13 protein-coding genes are annotated in these 15,963 nt (G+C 66.8%); 10 read left to right on the top strand and 3 right to left on the bottom strand.

Annotated features, from left to right (window positions below; translation table 11 throughout):
- Positions 1-19: 19 nt before the first annotated feature.
- The 4 genes from NCR93_RS29260 to NCR93_RS29275 are packed head-to-tail and all read left to right on the top strand — an operon-like array spanning position 20 to position 5,463.
- On the top strand, positions 20-1,684 hold the full coding sequence (locus tag NCR93_RS29260) for a rhodanese-like domain-containing protein (protein ID WP_175982469.1): 1,665 nt from the start codon (positions 20-22) through the stop codon (positions 1,682-1,684).
- Positions 1,681-2,874 (top strand): LLM class flavin-dependent oxidoreductase, encoded by a 1,194-nt coding sequence (locus NCR93_RS29265; RefSeq protein ID WP_175982468.1) that lies wholly within the window; start codon positions 1,681-1,683, stop codon positions 2,872-2,874. Before NCR93_RS29260 ends, NCR93_RS29265 begins: the two co-directional genes overlap by 4 nt.
- The gene (locus tag NCR93_RS29270; protein ID WP_175982467.1) at positions 2,871-4,208 is read left to right on the top strand and encodes an LLM class flavin-dependent oxidoreductase; all 1,338 of its coding nucleotides are present in this window, start codon (positions 2,871-2,873) and stop codon (positions 4,206-4,208) included. Before NCR93_RS29265 ends, NCR93_RS29270 begins: the two co-directional genes overlap by 4 nt.
- A 22-nt stretch (positions 4,209-4,230) precedes the next feature.
- A complete protein-coding gene (locus NCR93_RS29275; RefSeq protein WP_239295331.1) occupies positions 4,231-5,463 on the top strand; it encodes an SfnB family sulfur acquisition oxidoreductase in 1,233 nt (410 codons plus the stop codon).
- A 49-nt stretch (positions 5,464-5,512) separates the two neighbouring features.
- Here the strand turns inward: NCR93_RS29275 and NCR93_RS29280 are convergent, their stop codons facing one another.
- Genes NCR93_RS29280 through NCR93_RS29290 form a run of 3 tightly spaced genes read right to left on the bottom strand, consistent with a single transcriptional unit; the run spans position 5,513 to position 8,211 of the window.
- Positions 5,513-6,514 carry an ABC transporter substrate-binding protein gene (locus tag NCR93_RS29280; RefSeq protein ID WP_008345457.1) on the bottom strand — a complete coding sequence of 334 codons (1,002 nt, stop codon included), beginning with the start codon at positions 6,512-6,514 and terminating at the stop codon, positions 5,513-5,515.
- Between the two features lie 28 nt (positions 6,515-6,542).
- The gene (locus NCR93_RS29285; RefSeq protein ID WP_175982465.1) at positions 6,543-7,316 is read right to left on the bottom strand and encodes an ABC transporter ATP-binding protein; all 774 of its coding nucleotides are present in this window, start codon (positions 7,314-7,316) and stop codon (positions 6,543-6,545) included.
- On the bottom strand, positions 7,303-8,211 hold the full coding sequence (locus NCR93_RS29290; protein WP_175982464.1) for an ABC transporter permease: 909 nt from the start codon (positions 8,209-8,211) through the stop codon (positions 7,303-7,305). Before NCR93_RS29290 ends, NCR93_RS29285 begins: the two co-directional genes overlap by 14 nt.
- 443 nt (positions 8,212-8,654) lie before the next feature.
- On the opposite strand from NCR93_RS29290, the gene NCR93_RS29295 reads away from it, so the two are divergent.
- The 6 genes from NCR93_RS29295 (at position 8,655) to NCR93_RS29320 (ending at position 15,942) form a co-directional block, all read left to right on the top strand.
- The gene (locus NCR93_RS29295) at positions 8,655-10,352 is read left to right on the top strand and encodes a 5-guanidino-2-oxopentanoate decarboxylase (RefSeq protein ID WP_175982463.1); all 1,698 of its coding nucleotides are present in this window, start codon (positions 8,655-8,657) and stop codon (positions 10,350-10,352) included.
- On the top strand, positions 10,349-11,824 hold the full coding sequence (locus tag NCR93_RS29300) for an aldehyde dehydrogenase family protein (RefSeq protein WP_175982462.1): 1,476 nt from the start codon (positions 10,349-10,351) through the stop codon (positions 11,822-11,824). Before NCR93_RS29295 ends, NCR93_RS29300 begins: the two co-directional genes overlap by 4 nt.
- Positions 11,825-11,983: 159 nt before the next feature.
- The gene (locus NCR93_RS29305; RefSeq protein WP_175982461.1) at positions 11,984-13,081 is read left to right on the top strand and encodes an ABC transporter substrate-binding protein; all 1,098 of its coding nucleotides are present in this window, start codon (positions 11,984-11,986) and stop codon (positions 13,079-13,081) included.
- A 5-nt stretch (positions 13,082-13,086) separates the two neighbouring features.
- On the top strand, positions 13,087-14,007 hold the full coding sequence (locus NCR93_RS29310) for an ABC transporter permease (protein ID WP_175982460.1): 921 nt from the start codon (positions 13,087-13,089) through the stop codon (positions 14,005-14,007).
- The gene (locus NCR93_RS29315; protein ID WP_175982459.1) at positions 14,004-14,846 is read left to right on the top strand and encodes an ABC transporter permease; all 843 of its coding nucleotides are present in this window, start codon (positions 14,004-14,006) and stop codon (positions 14,844-14,846) included. The genes NCR93_RS29310 and NCR93_RS29315 overlap by 4 nt, the downstream gene beginning before the upstream one ends.
- Positions 14,847-14,859: 13 nt before the next feature.
- Positions 14,860-15,942, top strand: a complete 1,083-nt coding sequence (locus tag NCR93_RS29320) for an ABC transporter ATP-binding protein (RefSeq protein ID WP_175982458.1) — start codon at positions 14,860-14,862, stop codon at positions 15,940-15,942.
- Positions 15,943-15,963 lie beyond the last annotated feature (21 nt).

Below are 15,963 nucleotides of genomic sequence, written 5' to 3' on the forward strand. Positions count from 1 at the left end.
TTTCAAGGACTTCTCTCTCATGTCCCGTTCCGTATCCGCCTCGCAGTTGCGCACGCTCATCGCTCAACGCTCGGAACTCGCCGTGCTCGACGTGCGCGAGGAAGGCGTCTCCGCGCGAAAGCGTCTGTTCTATTCGTCGGTTGCGCCGGTGGGCCGGCTCGGACTGCTGATCGATCGCCTCGTGCCGCGCCGCGGCACACCCATCGTTCTCGTCGATACCCACGGCGAGTACACGCCGCGCGCAGCCGCCTCGCTCGAACGCTGGGGTTATACCGACGTCGCGATCCTCGAAGGCGGCGTCGAAGGCTGGGCGCAGGCGGGCTTCGAAGTTTTTTCGGGCACCAATGTGCCGGGCAAGGCATTCGGCGAAGTCATCGAGCACAAGCTGCATACGCCCAACATCGACGCCTCGACGTTGAAGGCCCGCCAGGATGCCGGCGACGATCTCGTCGTGCTCGACTCGCGTCCGTTCGGCGAATTCAACACGATGAGCATTCCCGGCGGCATCGATTGCGCGGGCGCGGAACTCGTCTATCGCGCGCTCGCTGTCGTGCCGTCGCCGGATACGCTGATCGTCGTGAACTGCGCGGGCCGCACGCGCAGCATCCTCGGCGCGCAGTCGCTCATCAACGCGGGCGTGCCGAACCCGGTCGCCGCGCTCACGGGCGGCTCCATGTCGTGGCTGCTCGAAGGCTTCGAACTCGAACACGGCAAGATCCGCACCGCGCCGCGCCCCGAAGGCGAGGCGCTCGCGACCGCGCGCGAGCTCGCCGCCGCCGCCGCGCGCCGCGCCCGTGTGCCGGTCATCGACCGCGACACGCTCGCCGCGCTCGAACGCGAAAGCGGGGAACGCACGCTGTATCGCTTCGACGTGCGCGATCCGCTCGAATACGAAGCGGGTCATCCGGCAGGCTGGCAAAACGCGCCCGGCGGACAGCTCGTGCAGGCAACCGACGAATACGTCGGCACGCTGCATGCGCGCGTCGTGCTGCGCGACGACGACGGGGTGCGCGCGCGCATGACGGCGTCGTGGCTCAAGCAACTCGGCTATCTCGATGTCCGCGTGCTCGACGATGCGGGGAGCGCATCGCTCGTCGCCGAGCACCTGGAAGCCGGTTCGCAGGCCGTGCGCGTGCGTCCGCACGGCGCGCGCACGCGCTGGATAGAAGCCGATGCGTTGTTGCGCGAGATCGAAGCGGGCGCCGTGCAGACCATCGATATCGACAGCAGCCTCGCGTTCCGCCGCGCCCATGTGAAGGGCGCGCGCTTCGTCGCGGCGAGCGCCGTTCTCGCGCATCTGAGCGACTTGCCGCGCGACACGCCGTTCGTGCTCACGTCAGAAGACGGCGTGCTCGCGGGACTTGTCGCGGCGGAAATCGCGCAGACGCGCGGCGGCGTATCCGCGCTCATCGGCGGCACGCGCCGCTGGCTCGCGCTCGGACTGCCCCAGGACGCCGGCGACGCGGGCAACCTGACCGGCGACGACGACGCGTGGTACAGCCCGTATCACGCAAAGGCGGATCAGGTCGCCGCGCAGATGAACGCGTATCTCGCCTGGGAGTTGCAACTCGTCGAACAGGTGGACCGCGATGCGATCGCGTCCATCGACGTGCTCGACTTCGAAACGCCCACCGCGCGCCGCAGCCGCGAACGGCTCGCCGACATCGCGGGGCGCGCGGAATGAGCCCCACGTTCGACGGCGCATCGAGCCCGGCGGACATCGAAGGCAGTCCGCTGCACGTGGCGTTCCAGCAACCGCTGATCCTCGGCCTCTTCCTGCCGATCCAGAACGGCGGCTGGTCCATTTCGACGCTGCCGCGCGGCACCGACTGGCGCTTCGACTACAACGCGCGTCTGACGAAGCAGGCGGAAGCGCTCGGCTTCGATCTCGTCTTCGGGCTCGCGCAATGGCTCGGCAAGAACGGTCACGGCGGCGAGATGAAGTATCGCGAGCAGTCGCTCGATGCATTCATCGCGACGAGCGCGCTCGCCGCGATCACCGAGCGCATCCTGCTGATCTCGACGGTTCATGCGCTCTACGGGCCGTGGCATCCGCTGCATCTCGCGAAGTTCGGCGCGACGCTCGATCACATTTCGAACGGGCGCTGGGGCATCAATCTCGTGACCGGTCACGTCTCCACCGAATGGGCGATGTTCGGCCAGCCGATGATCGAGCACGACGAGCGCTATGCGCGCGCGGCGGAATTCGTCGGCGTGCTCGACACGCTCTGGCGCAGCGACGCGAACCTGACGATCCGCACGCCGCGCTGGCAGCTCGACGATGCCTTCGTGAGCCCGCGCCCGCGCTATCGCCGTCCGGTACTCGTCAACGCGACCGGCTCCGATGCCGGCATCGACTATGCGGTGCGCCATTCGGACCTCGTCTTCATCACGAGTCCGGCGGGCGCGGATTTCGACGACGCCATCGGCGCCTTGCCCGCGCATACCGCAAAAATTCGCGAAGGCGCGGCGCGCGTCGAACGGCGCGTACGCACGCTCATTAACCCGACGATCGTATGCCGTCCGACCGAGCGCGAGGCGTATGCGTATCGCGACGCCATCGTCGCGCACGCCGATGAAGGGGCGCTCGACGGCTTCGTCGCGCAAGGCAGCCGCAGCGACGCGAAAGCGTGGTCGAAGCACAAGCGCGAGCAGCGCATCCTCGGCGGCAATCTGCATCTGATCGGTTCGCCCGAGCAGATCGTCGACAAGCTGCTCGCGCTGAAACGCGCCGGATGCGACGGCGTGCAACTGACCTTTTTCGACTTCGAACCCGATCTCGCCTATTTCGGTGAAGCGGTGCTGCCTTTGCTCGTCGAAGCGGGCCTGCGTCGCGACTTCGCCGGATCCAACTCTCTGCACACGACGACATGACCACCACGCGGCCACGGCAACTCCATCTGAACACGAACGTGACCGGCACCGGGCGGCATCCGGCGGGCTGGCGCACGCTCGACAATCCACGTTCGATCATCGATCTGAGCTTCTTCAAGGCGATCGCGGCGACGGCCGAGCGCGGCAAGCTCGATGCGGTGTTTCTCTCCGATACCCTGTCGCTGCGCAATCACGCCGAAGGCCCGTCGCAGGCGCTGGAACCGACCGTGCTGCTGACCGCGCTCGCGGGCGCGACGCAACATGTCGGCCTGATCGCGACGGCATCGACCACGTTCAACGATCCGTTCAATCTCGCGCGCCGCTTCGCATCGGTCGATCATCTGAGCGGCGGACGCATCGCGTTCAATGCGGTGACGACTTACGACACGCACGCCGCCGCGAACTTCAGCCACGAGATTCCGCTCTCGACCGAAGAGCGGTATGCGCGCGCACAGGAGTTCGTCGAGGTCGTGACGAAGCTCTGGGACAGCTGGGAAGACGATGCCTTCGTCGCCGACCGCCCGTCGGGCCGCTATACCGATCCCGCGCGCGTGCATACGATCGAGCATCGCGGCAAGTACTTCTCCGTGCGCGGGCCGCTGTCCGTGCCGCGCAGCCCGCAAGGGCGGCCCGTGCTCGTGCAGGCCGGCTCCTCGGAAGGCGGACGCGCGCTTGCCGCACGCTTCGCCGACGCCGTCTTTACCGCGCAGACGACGCTGCCGACGGCGCAGGCTTTCTACGCGGAGATGAAAGACCGCGTGCGCGCGCATGGCCGCAATCCCGATCATTTCCTGCTGCTGCCGGGGCTGTATCCGGTCATCGGCGGAACCGAGCGCGAGGCGCGCGAACGCAAGGCCGAACTCGACGCGCTGCTCGATACCGATCGCGAAATCGCGCGGCTTGCGGGCGCACTCGGCCTCGCGCCCGACGATCTGTCGATCGATGCGCCCTTGCCCTACGAGCTCATCGGCAAGGTCGCGCGTTCGGACCTGCCGCGCGGTTTCATCGACTCGACGGTCGCGCTCGCGAAGAGCGGGAACCTCACGGTGCGCGATCTGCTCGACCGCAACCCCGGCGCCCACCGGATGATCGTCGGCACGCCCGAGCAGATCGCCGACGATATCGAGCAATGGTTCCAGGCACGCGGCGCGGACGGCTTCAATCTCAACGCCGACGTGTTTCCTTCGGGCCTCGCCGCCTTCGTCGATCACGTCGTGCCGATCCTGCAGCGCAAAGGCATTTTTCGCCGCGACTACGAAGGCACGACGCTGCGCGATCATCTCGGCCTGCCGCGACCGGCCAGCCAGTATGCATCGTCGGCGCGTGCCGCATGAACATCGAGAGGACAGGAACCGCATGACACAGGACAAGCAACTCACGCGCGCGGCGCTCATCCGCTCGGACGACGAAGCCCTCGACACCGCGCGGCGTCTCGCCGCCGAATTCGCCGTCGACGCCGCCGCGCGCGATCGCGATCGCCGGCTGCCGCTCGACGAGATCGAAGTGTTCAGCGCGAGCGGCTTATGGGGCATCGGCGTGCCGCGCGCATTCGGCGGCATCGATGTCTCCGTGCGCACCATCGCGCAGGTGTTCGATACGATCTCGGCGGCGGATTCGTCGCTCGGGCAAATTCCGCAGAATCACTTCGCGACGCTCGAACGTCTGCGACACGACGGCACGCCGAGTCAGCAGGACTTCTTCTTTTCACGCGCGCTCGCCGGAGAACGCTTTGGCAATGCGACCGCCGAACCGGGCGACCGTCTGCCCTCGGAGCACGAGACGCGCGTGCGCCGCCGCGCGAAGGGCAACGGCTTCGTGCTGACGGGCCGCAAGGTGTATTCGACGGGCGCGCTTTTCGCCCACTGGATTCCTGTCGCCGCGCGCGATGACGACGGTCTTCCCGTGACCGCTTTCGTCGCACGGCATGCGCGCGGCGTCGAAGTCATCGACGACTGGTCGGGATTCGGTCAGCGCACGACGGCGAGCGGTCAGGTGCGGCTCGACGAGGTCGAACTCGATGCGCTGCAGATCGTCGCGCGCGGGCGCCGTCCGTATATCGATGCGGCCAATGCCGTGTCGCAGGTGCTCCATGCGGCGATCGATCTCGGTATCGGCCGGGCCGCGCTCGATGAGACGAAGCGCTTCCTGCACGCGTTCGCGCATCCCGCGCGCGGCAGCGGCGCATCGCATGCGACGGACGACCCGTACACGCTGCGCGACATCGGCGCACTGACGGTCGATTTGCATGCGGCCGAGGCGCTGACCGCACGCGCCGCCGAGTCGATCGACCGGGCGCGCGACCCAAACGCGCCGCGCGAGGCCGTCGCCGCTGCCATCGTCGCGACGGCGGAAGCGAAGATCGTCACGACGCGATTCGCGCTCGATGCATCGAACAAGCTGTTCGAACTCGCGGGGACGCAATCGACGCGCTCCGAACACAAACTCGACCGGCATTGGCGTAATGCGCGCACGCACACTTTGCACGACAGCGTGCGGTGGAAATATCACGCGGTCGGGCAGTATGCGTTGAACGATCTACTCTGCGATCCGTTCACTTACGCGAATCCTTATACGAAGCTCGACGTGTAAGTCAAACGGCGTGCCTTCAGCACGAAAGGCACGCCGTTTCCGCGAAGCTTCAGTGCGATGCGACGGCCTGCCTGTCGAACACCGGGTTGAACTCTACGTCCACCTTGATCTGATTCTTGATGTCGCCGGATTTATAGAGCGTGTCCGCGATCTTCTGCTCGCGCGCCACCAGTTCCTTGTCGAGTGGATAGAACCGGGAACGTCCGTTTTCGGCGGAGAATTTCGCGCGCGCCGGGCTTTGCTTCATCTTCTCGAGATAGATCTTCTCGACAGCCGGCACGTTCTGCGCCCACCACGTCCACGAGTTCTTCAAACGGCCGAGGAAGTCGCCGAGCGCCTCGCTCTTCTTCGGATCGCGCAGCACGTCGGTGCGGGCGGTGAACACGGACAACGCCGGTATGTCGAGTTCGTCGCTCCTGATGATGACGCGCGCATCGCCCTTGTCCACCGTTTCCTTGACCGGGCCGTAGCCGCCCGAATACACCGCGACCTGCCCCGCATTGAACGCGGACGCGGACACGTTGCCGTCGCCGAACTTGACGGCTTCGAAGTCCTTCGGCTTGAGTCCGGCCTTCACATACGAGAGCACGTATTGCAGATAGTTGAAGCCGCCGAAGTTATAGCCCCACGTTTTGCCCTTGAGATCGGCGAGGTCCTTGACGTCGGCGCTCTTGCGCACGACCGTGACGATAGGCGGATAGCTGCTATCCGGATTGCGCCAGCCCGCGATGATCTGCAAGGGCGCGGTGTCCGCGGTCCACGGCGTGCGTGCGTTGCCCTGTTCGATGATGAGCGACGTATCGCCCATCAGCCCGACATCGAGCACCTTCGAATACAGCGCGGACAGTTGCGCCGCCGGACCGGTCAGCACGGCCCATTTGACTTTGTACGGCGCGCCGTCGAGCACGTGCGACGCTTCGACGATCAATGGCCATGCGGCGTCCTGCGTGCCGATCGTGAGCGTCAGCGGTTCGCCTTGCGCGAACGATGCCGACGACCCCGCGACGAAACTCGTCACGAAAAAAGCGATGAAGCGTTTCCTGATGCGCATGAACGTGTGGTCTGAGTGAATGAAGTCTTCATGCCGCGTTTCGGGACGCGGCTTGCAATGCAGCGTCGTCGACGCCGAGTTCCGCGAGCAGCCGCGCGCGCAACGCGATGGCGTGCTCGTCGCCGCGCGAACGCGGACGCGGAGAATCGACCGTCACATCCGCGCTGATCTCGCCTTGCGATAGCACGACGATGCGATCGGACAGCAGAATCGCTTCGTCGATGTCGTGCGTCACGAGCACGACCGCAGGCGTATGCGCGCGCCACAGACGCGCGACGAGTTCGTACATGCGGATGCGCGTCAACGCATCGAGCGCGGCGAAGGGTTCGTCGAGCAACAAGAGCTTCGGCTCGCGCACGAGCGCACGCGCGAGCGCGACGCGTTGCGCCTCGCCGCCGGAAAGCGTCTTCGGCCAGCCTTGCGCGTGGCGCGACAAGCCGACTTCGTCGAGCGCGGCGAGCGCGGACTGCTTCGCCGCGCCCAGGCGGTCGTGGCCGATGACGACGTTTTCCCATACGCGCTTGGCGGGCACGAGACGCGGCTCCTGAAACACGACGGAACGCGCGCCCGCGACGCGCACGCGACCGCTGTCGGCGCGATCGAGCCCGGCGAGGATGCGCAACAGCGTCGTCTTGCCCGCGCCCGATGCGCCGAGCATCGACACGAACTGGCCGCGCCTGATGGTGAGCGAGACGTCCTTCAGCACCGCGCGCCCTGAGAACACGCGGCTCACGCGGTCGAGTTCGAGCGCGGCTTCGCGCTGTTGCAACGCGTCGAAGCGTTCGATGTCAGGCGAGTTCAAAACGCGGCCTCCACGGCAGGGCGAGATGTTCGAGCGCGCGCATCACGAGATCGGTGACGATGCCGAGCGCCGCATACACCAGAATGCCCGCGATGATGATGTCCGCGCGCTGATTCTGGTTCGCGTTCACGAGGATGTAGCCGATGCCGTTCTGCGCGTTGATCTGCTCCGCGACGACGAGCGCGAGCAAGGCGACGGCGCTCGAATAGCGCACGCCGACGAGGATCGATGGCAGCGCCGTCGGCAGAATGATGCGCAGCGCCATCTGCCGGCTCGACAGCCCGAAAACGCGCGCCGCTTCGAGCAGCTTCGGATCGACGCCGCGCACGCCGGCATACGTGTTGAGATACATCGGAAAGATGGTGGCCGCGAGGATCACCGCGACCTTCGCGCCTTCACCGATGCCGAACCAGGTGATGAAGAGCGGAATCAGGGCAATGAACGGAATGGTGCGCAGCATCTGCAGTGGCGCATCGACGATCTCTTCGCCGACGCGCCACAGGCCCGCAAACAGGCCCGCCAAAAGACCGATGCCGCCGCCGATGGCCAAGCCCGTCGCCGCGCGCACGAGCGACACGCCGATCGCGCTTTGCAGTTCGCCGTCCGCGATCAGTTCCTTCAGTGCCGCGACGATGACGGTCGGCGGCGGCAAGGTTTCGGGCGCGACGAGTTGCAGCGAGGATGCGAGCTGCCACAACACGATCAACGCGAGCGGAACGCCGATGCGCAAACCCCGCGAGCGCAGCACGCTCAACGTGCGCGCGCGTGCCTGCGCCGCTTCGCGTGTGGGCAGGTCGACTAGCGCGCGCGTATCGTTTGTGCGCTTGTCGTCCCGTTCGGGGGGCGCGCCGGCATCGAGCCGTAGCGCGGCGGAAGGATAGCGGGGAACGTTCATGGGCAGGCGGGCGGGAATGACCGGGAGCGGGTTGAACGAATGATGGTACGTTCGCCCCCATTGCGAGCAAACGAAGCGTTTGCCGGATGCTATGCGCGCTTTCCCGAATAACTATTGCAGTCGAGGGACTATCCGGATCCGGCGAGCCGCGCTGTTCCACCTCTTCATCTGTCAGGCCGATGCGGATCGGTCCGCCGACCAGCGCGAGCGTCGCATTTCACGCAGCCGCGTGTCCCGAGCTGAAGATCCGCGATGCGCTTCCGAAGCACGGAGCACGAGCCCGCCGCGGGGCTGCCATCCATCCACGCGCGGCCTGCCTGACCCATGCCGAAATCTGATGCGCCTCATGAGATCTTTTCGATTGGCTTCGCGACGGAGCCGCGTCGAGAATGATTGCACCCCAGCCGCCTCCGCAGTCCAACCAATCAGGAATGCAACGACCGATGAACCTTCGTGAATCCACCAGGCACTTCGACGATCGCAACGTGAGAACGGCAAACGGCCAGGCCGGCTCGCGCCATCGAACCTGTGGCGAATCCCTCGTCACCTTGCTCGAGATTTACGGGGTCCAGTATGTCTTCGGCATCCCGGGGGTGCACACAGTAGAGCTCTATCGCGGTCTTGCGCGCTCGTCGATCCGGCACGTGACGCCCCGTCACGAACAGGGCGCGGGCTTCATGGCCGACGGATATGCGCGTGTCACCGGCAAGCCTGGCGTCTGCTTCATCATCACCGGTCCGGGCATGACCAATATCGCGACCGCGATGGCACAGGCCCATGCCGATTCCATCCCGATGCTCGTGATATCGAGCGTCAATGCGCGCAGCGAACTCGGCAGCGGCGACGGACGCCTGCACGAACTGCCCTCGCAGCGCGAAGTATTCAACGGGCTCGCCGCGTTTTCGCACACCTTGCTCGATGCCGCCGATCTGCCTCAGGTGCTGGCCCGCGCGTTCGCGGTGTTCGAGAGCGCCCGGCCGCGGCCGGTGCATATCGAGATCCCGCTCGACGTCATCGTGTCGCCGGCGGGCGTCATCGAGGCGTCGTGCGCCGTGCGTGCGGCGAAACCCGCTGCACACCCCGCCGCGCTCGCCGCCGCCGCGGAACTGCTCGCGGAGGCGCGCCGCCCGCTGATTCTCGCTGGCGGCGGCGCGGCCGACGCTGCCGCCGAACTGCGCGAGCTCGCCGAGCGGCTGCAGGCGCCGGTCGCGCTCACGACCAATGCGAAAGGTCTGCTGCCGTCCGGACAGCCGCTTCTCATCGGGTCCACGCAGTCGCTGCCGCACACCCGCGCGATGATCCGCGAAGCCGACGTAGTGCTCGCGGTCGGAACCGAACTGGGCGAAACCGATTACGACGTCGTCTTCGACGGCGGCTTTGCGATCGCAGGCAAGCTCATCCGCATCGATATCGATGCGCAACAACTGATGCGCAACGTTCGTCCGGATGTGGCCATCGTCAGTGACGCGCGCGAGGCGTTGAGCGAGCTGTCGACGAGACTGCACGAGCGTCCCGTTCGCCCGCCCGCGACGGACTGGGGCGCGGCGCGCGTCGCCGCGGTGCGGGCCGCCAACCTGGCCGGCTGCGACGCCGCGATGCGCTCGCAGCAGCGCCTGATCGACACGATCGTCGGCACCTTGCCCGGCGTCGTCATTGCAGGCGATTCGACGAGCCCGGTCTACGCGGGCAACTTTCTCCACGATGCACCGGCGCCGCGCTCATGGTTCAACTCGTCGACCGGCTACGGCACGCTCGGGTATGGACTGCCCGCCGCCATCGGCGCGAAGCTCGCCGCGCCCAGGCGGCCGGTCGTCTGCCTGATCGGCGATGGCGGTCTGCAGTTCACGCTGCCGGAACTGGCGAGCGCGGTGGAGGCGCGCGTGCCCGTGATCGTTATGCTGTGGAACAACTTCGGCTACGGCGAGATCCGCAAATACATGGCGCAACGCGATATCACGCCCGTCGGCGTCGATATCTACACGCCCGACTTCGCCGCGCTCGCCAAAGCCTTCGGATGCGAGGCCGCAAGAGTCGACGACCCGCGGACCCTCGAAGCCGAGCTGCGGCGCGCAGTATCGCGCGACGTCCCGACCGTGATCGAGGTCCGCGAAGCCGACTGGTTTGCACGGGTGCCGTCATGAACGCGGACGCACGCCCCGTCTTCGACTTTCCGCTGCGCACCCAGCTCTTCATCGACGGCTGCTGGTGCGCGCCCGAAACGCGGCAACGCTTGCCCGTCATCAATCCATCGACCGAAGAGACGATCGCCGAAGTGGACGCGGCCGGTCCCGCCGACGTCGATCGCGCGGTGCGCGCCGCGTCGCACGCATGGCGCGCCTGGAAACAGACTTCGGGCGCCGCGCGCGCCGCCTTTCTGCGAGCGATCGCACGCGGCGTGGAAGCCAGTGCCGAGCATCTCGCCGCGCTTCAGTCGCTCAACAACGGCAAGCCGATCGCCGAATCCCGCATCGATGTCGGCGACGTGGTCGCCACCTTCGACTACTACGCCGGGCTGGCCGAACGGCTGGATGAACCGGGCGAAGCGATCGCCATCCCGAGCGACCGGCATCGCGCGGTGATCCGCCGTGAACCCGCGGGCGTGGTCGGCCTGATCGTGCCTTGGAATTTCCCGATGGTGACCACGGCCTGGAAACTCGCGCCCGCGCTCGCCGCGGGATGCACGGTCGTGCTCAAGCCTTCCGAATTCACCCCGCTGCCGGAACTGGCGCTGGCCGCGATCGTCGAGCAGGCCGGCCTGCCACCCGGCGTGTTCAACATCGTGACCGGCGCCGGCACCGATGTCGGCGCGGCGCTGACCACGCATCCGCTCATCGCCAAGGTCTCGTTCACCGGCAGCACGGCGGTCGGCGAGCAGGTCATGAAGGCGGCGGCGCAGTCCATCAAGGGCGTGAGCCTCGAACTGGGCGGGAAGTCGTCCATCGTCGTTTTCGCGGACGCCGACCTCGATCTCGCCGTCGATCTCGTCATCGGCGGTGCGTTCTTCAATGCCGGACAGATGTGCTCGGCCACGTCGCGCGTGCTGGTCGAACGGCCGCTCGCGCAGGCGCTGATCGCTCGCCTCGCCGACCGGGTCGCGCGCACCGTCGTCGGCGATCCGTTCGCCGCCGCCGTGCAGATGGGGCCGCTCACGAACCGCGCGCAGCACGAACGCGTGCAACGCTTCATCGCGCGGGGCAAGGCGGACGGCGCGAGCCTCGTGGTCCAGGGCCAGGCGCCCGACGGACCCGGATACTTCGTGCAGCCAACGATGTTCGTCGACGTGCCCACCGGCAGCGCCGTGTGGCGCGAAGAGATCTTCGGACCCGTCTTGTGCGTGCGCAGCTTCGACACGGAAGACGAAGCGATCGCCACCGCCAACGACACCGAGTTCGGGCTGGTCGCAAGCGTCGTCACGCGCGACGCGGCACGCGGACAGCGCGTGGCGGCCGCGTTGCAGGCGGGCGTCGTCTGGATCAACGCGCCGCAACTGATCTTTCCTCAGACATCCTGGGGCGGCTTCAAGAAGAGCAGCATCGGCCGCGAACTCGGGCCGTTCGGACTCGCGGCCTTCCAGGAAATCAAGCAGGTGCTGACCGCGGCCGATCCCGACTGAAAGCTTTTGTTAAGGCCGAGCCATGCGTTCGGCTCATGGCAACCATGCCGAGATTTCGATTGTTGCCGAAATTTTGCGTCCCTAGAGTGCTCTCACAACGCCGCTGTTGATCGACCGACCGCATTGACCGACTGCTGCACGTTCAGCGAGGAGTGAACCATGCATGACATCAAACGAGGCAGAAGGCAGGCCATCAAGACCATCGGCATGGCGCTCGCCGCATCGAGTCTGCCGATGCCGTTCATCAGCACCGCGAAGGCGCAGGAGAGGAGCTTCGCCGGCAAGACGCTGCGCCTGCTCACATGGTCCGACGACACCGGCGCGGCGGCCTTGCGCAACATTGCCGCGACGTTCAGCCAGAAGACCGGCGCGCAGGTCATCGCCGATCGCGCCGACGGCACCTCCGGCATGGTGGCGAAAGTGAAAGCGGCCGGAGACCGCCCGACCTACGACGTCATCACGCTCGCGGGCGTGGGCGCCTCGGGTCTCGCGGATGCCGGTCTGCTGATGAAGCCCGATCTGAACAAACTCCCCAACCTGAAGGATGTCGCCGCGCGGTATCAAACGGGCGCCAACGGCTTCGGCATCGGCTATCTGTTGTGGTCGGACGGTCTCGTCTACAGCACGTCGTCGGTCAAGACGGCGCCCACGACCTACGAAGCGCTTTGGGATCCCAAGTATGCGGGGCGGATTTTCCTGCCGCCGCCGGAATGGGCCGAAGCGGTCGATCTCGCGATCATCGCCGCCAAGATGGCGGGCGGCTCGCAGCAGAACATCGAACCGGGCTTCGCGAAGCTCGCGCAACTGAAGGACCGCGTGCTCACGCTCGGCGAGAATCCGAATCAGGTCGCCGACCTGTTCCGCACGGGTTCGCTGGATATCGGCGGCATCTACTCGCCGGCGTTCTTCCCCAATCAATTGCGCAAGCCCGAGTACAAGATGGCCGTCACGTACGGGATGAAGGAAGGCTTCGCCACCCAGCTGATGTTCACGGTCATACCGAAGGCGCACCCGGGCGACATCGACCTGATCCACGCGTTCATCAACCATTCGCTCGACGCGGGCGTGCAAGGCCGCATGGCCGCCGACGTGCTGAACGGTCCGGTGAACTCGAAGGCGGCGATTCCCGCCGAAAGCCGCGCGTTCGTGCCGTCTCCCCAGCAAATCGCGGAGAACGCCGTGTTGCACGACGACAAGGCATTGGCGGCGGTGCAACCGGCGTGGATCAAGCGCTATACGGAAATCTTCTCGGCCTGAGCTCCATGTCCGCACTCTCTTTCCGCCGCAGGACGGCCACGCTGGCAGACGCCGCCTCCGGACAGACGTCGGCTCCCGCGCTGCCCAGGGTGCCGCCGTGGGTGCTGCTCGCGCCGATCCTCGCGTTTCTCGCCGTGCTCGTCGCGGCGTCGCTCGCGGTGCTGCGCATGAGCTTCGGCGTGCCGGGGAACGAGTGGCGCGCACTCACGCTTCACAATTACGCGGACCTCGCCGATTCGTACTTCCTGCGTTCGCTCGGGCTGACGCTCAAGCTCGCGTTTGAGAGCATGGTCTGCGCGGTGGCGCTGGCGATTCCGGTGGCGCTCGCGATGGCGCGCACCGAATCGCGGCTCGCTCGCCGGCTCCTTCTTGCCGGCGTGCTGCTGCCGCTGCTCGTCAATCTGCTGCTGCAGGGTTACGGCTGGCTCGTGATGCTCGGGCCGGCGGGCATGCTGAATAACGCGCTGCTCGCGGCTGGCGTCGTGCGGCGTCCGGTGCAGTGGCTTTATCGCGAGAACGGCGTGCTGCTCGGCCTGATCCAGACCGCGTTCCCGCTCGCCGTGCTGCCGCTCGCGAGCGCCATGCGCGCCATCTCGCGCTCTTACGAGGAAGCGGCCGCTACGCTCGGCGCGACGCGCTCGCAGACGCTGCGCCACATCGTCCTGCCGCTCGCGATGCCCGGTCTCGTTTCCGGCGCGCTGCTCGTCTTCGCCTACAACGCGAGCGCGTTCGCCGTGCCGCTGCTGCTGGGCGGCCGCCGCGTGCCCATGCTCGCCGTGCTCGTGCACGACCAGGTGGCGCCGCTTCTGAACTGGCCCGCCGCGTCGGCATCCGGCGTGGTGCTGATGGTGGCGACGCTCGTCATCATGTCGGTATCGCAACGGCTCGTACGCGGCATGCAAAGCACGGAGGAAGCCCGTTCATGAGCGCCCTGCGCCTTTCCGCGATCATGCCGGGACGCCTGAGCCGCGCCGCCAGCCTGCTCGCGACCGTCGTGCTCTTTCTCGCCGCCCTGCCGATCCTCACGATGGTGACGATGTCGTTCGGCAATTCGGATACGCTCCAATTCCCGCCGCCGAGCTTCGGGCTGCGCTGGTATCGGGCCGCGTGGCACACGTTCGTATCGCCCGACGCAAGCGATGTGCTCTCGATGGGCACGGCCCTCACGACGAGCCTCGTCGTCGCGGTATCGACGATGATCATCGCCACCGCCGTCTCGGTGCCCGCCGCCTACGCGCTCTCGCGCTATCGCTTCCGCGGCAAGGCGGTTATCGAGCAGCTCGTCGCGCTGCCGCTGGTCTATCCGCTCGTGATGCTCGGGCTCTCGCTGCTGCTCGTGTTCAACGTGCTGCCCGTCGAGCTCGGCATTCTGCGGCTCATCATCGCGCACGTGATCCTCGCCTTGCCGTTCACGGTGAAGAACTGCGCCGCCTCGGTCGCGGCGATCGGCCCGGAGTTCGAGGAAGCCGCGTGCCTGATGGGCGCGAGCCCGCGCCGCGCGATCGTCGATGTGGTCCTGCCGCTCATGCGGCCCGGCATTCTCGCCGGCATGCTGTTCGCCTTCATCGTCTCGTTCAACGAGTTCACGGTCACGTTCTTTCTGTACGGCATCGACACGATGACGCTGCCCATCTGGCTGTACAGCCGCACCGTGTCCTCGCTCGATCCGACCGTGTTCTCGTTCGCGGTCGTCATCGTGCTCATCGACTTTGCGTTGATCTGGCTGCTCGAAAGGCTGATCGGCGACGAAGGCGTCGCGCTGTAACCGGGGAACCCTCATGACTCATCTGACACTTCAGGCGGTAACGAAGCGCTTCCACGCCGCATACGCCGTCGATCATGTCGATCTCGCCGTGCCCGACGGCAAGCTAATGTGCTTTCTCGGGCCGTCCGGCTGCGGGAAGACGACGCTCTTGCGCATCATCGCGGGGCTGGAAACGGCGTCGTCCGGAACGGTCGCCTTCGCCGGCCGCGATCTGACTGACGTGCCCGCGAACCGACGCGATTTCGGCATGGTGTTCCAGTCGCTCGCGCTCTTTCCTCACATGACGGTCGCGCAGAACATCGCCTATCCGCTGCGTCTTCGCCGGGTCGGCAAGGCGGCGGAAGCCAGCCGCGTCGCCGAACTGCTCGATCTGATCCGGTTGCCGCACATGGCGGACCGGCCGGTCTCGCGGCTGTCGGGCGGACAGCGCCAGCGCGTGGCGATTGCGCGCGCCATCGCGTCGTCGCCGAAGCTCTTGCTGCTCGACGAGCCGCTCTCCGCGCTCGACGCGAAGCTGCGCGAGGCGATGCAGGTCGAGATCCGTCTCCTGCAGCAGCGCCTCGGCATCACGACGATCATGGTGACGCACGACCAGCGCGAAGCCATGACCATGGCCGACGAGATCGTCGTCATGGAAAAAGGACGCATCGCGCAGGTCGGCAAGCCGCTCGACATCTATCGCAATCCCGTCAGCGAATTCGTCGCCGACTTCATCGGCCTCGGCAACATCCTGCCCGTCACGCTCGAAGGCGGAGACCGGATCGCGCTTCCGGGCGGCCAGCAGATCGTCGTCGATGCCGCACCGCCCGCGCGCGGCGCGGCGGGCGACGTCCGCCTGCTGATTCGTCCCGAAGACGTCTGCATGCGGACAGCCGTAAACGGCGCCGTCGATCCCGGGCCCAACATGCTCGCCGGAAAGGTGGCGTTCATCCGGGATGTCGGCGCGTCGCTCGAAGCGACCATCGATTGCGCGGGCTTCACGCTCACCGCCGCCACGACGACGCGCGAGACGCCGGACCTGCGAACCGGCATGCCCGTCTTCGCGGAACTTCCGCCGCACGCCTGCAAGCTCATCGCGGCACGCACCGCGCACTGAATTCACGCCGCCCACCGTATC

The sequence above is a fragment of the Caballeronia sp. ATUFL_F1_KS39 genome, from assembly GCF_023630985.1.
Taxonomy (GTDB): domain Bacteria; phylum Pseudomonadota; class Gammaproteobacteria; order Burkholderiales; family Burkholderiaceae; genus Caballeronia; species Caballeronia zhejiangensis.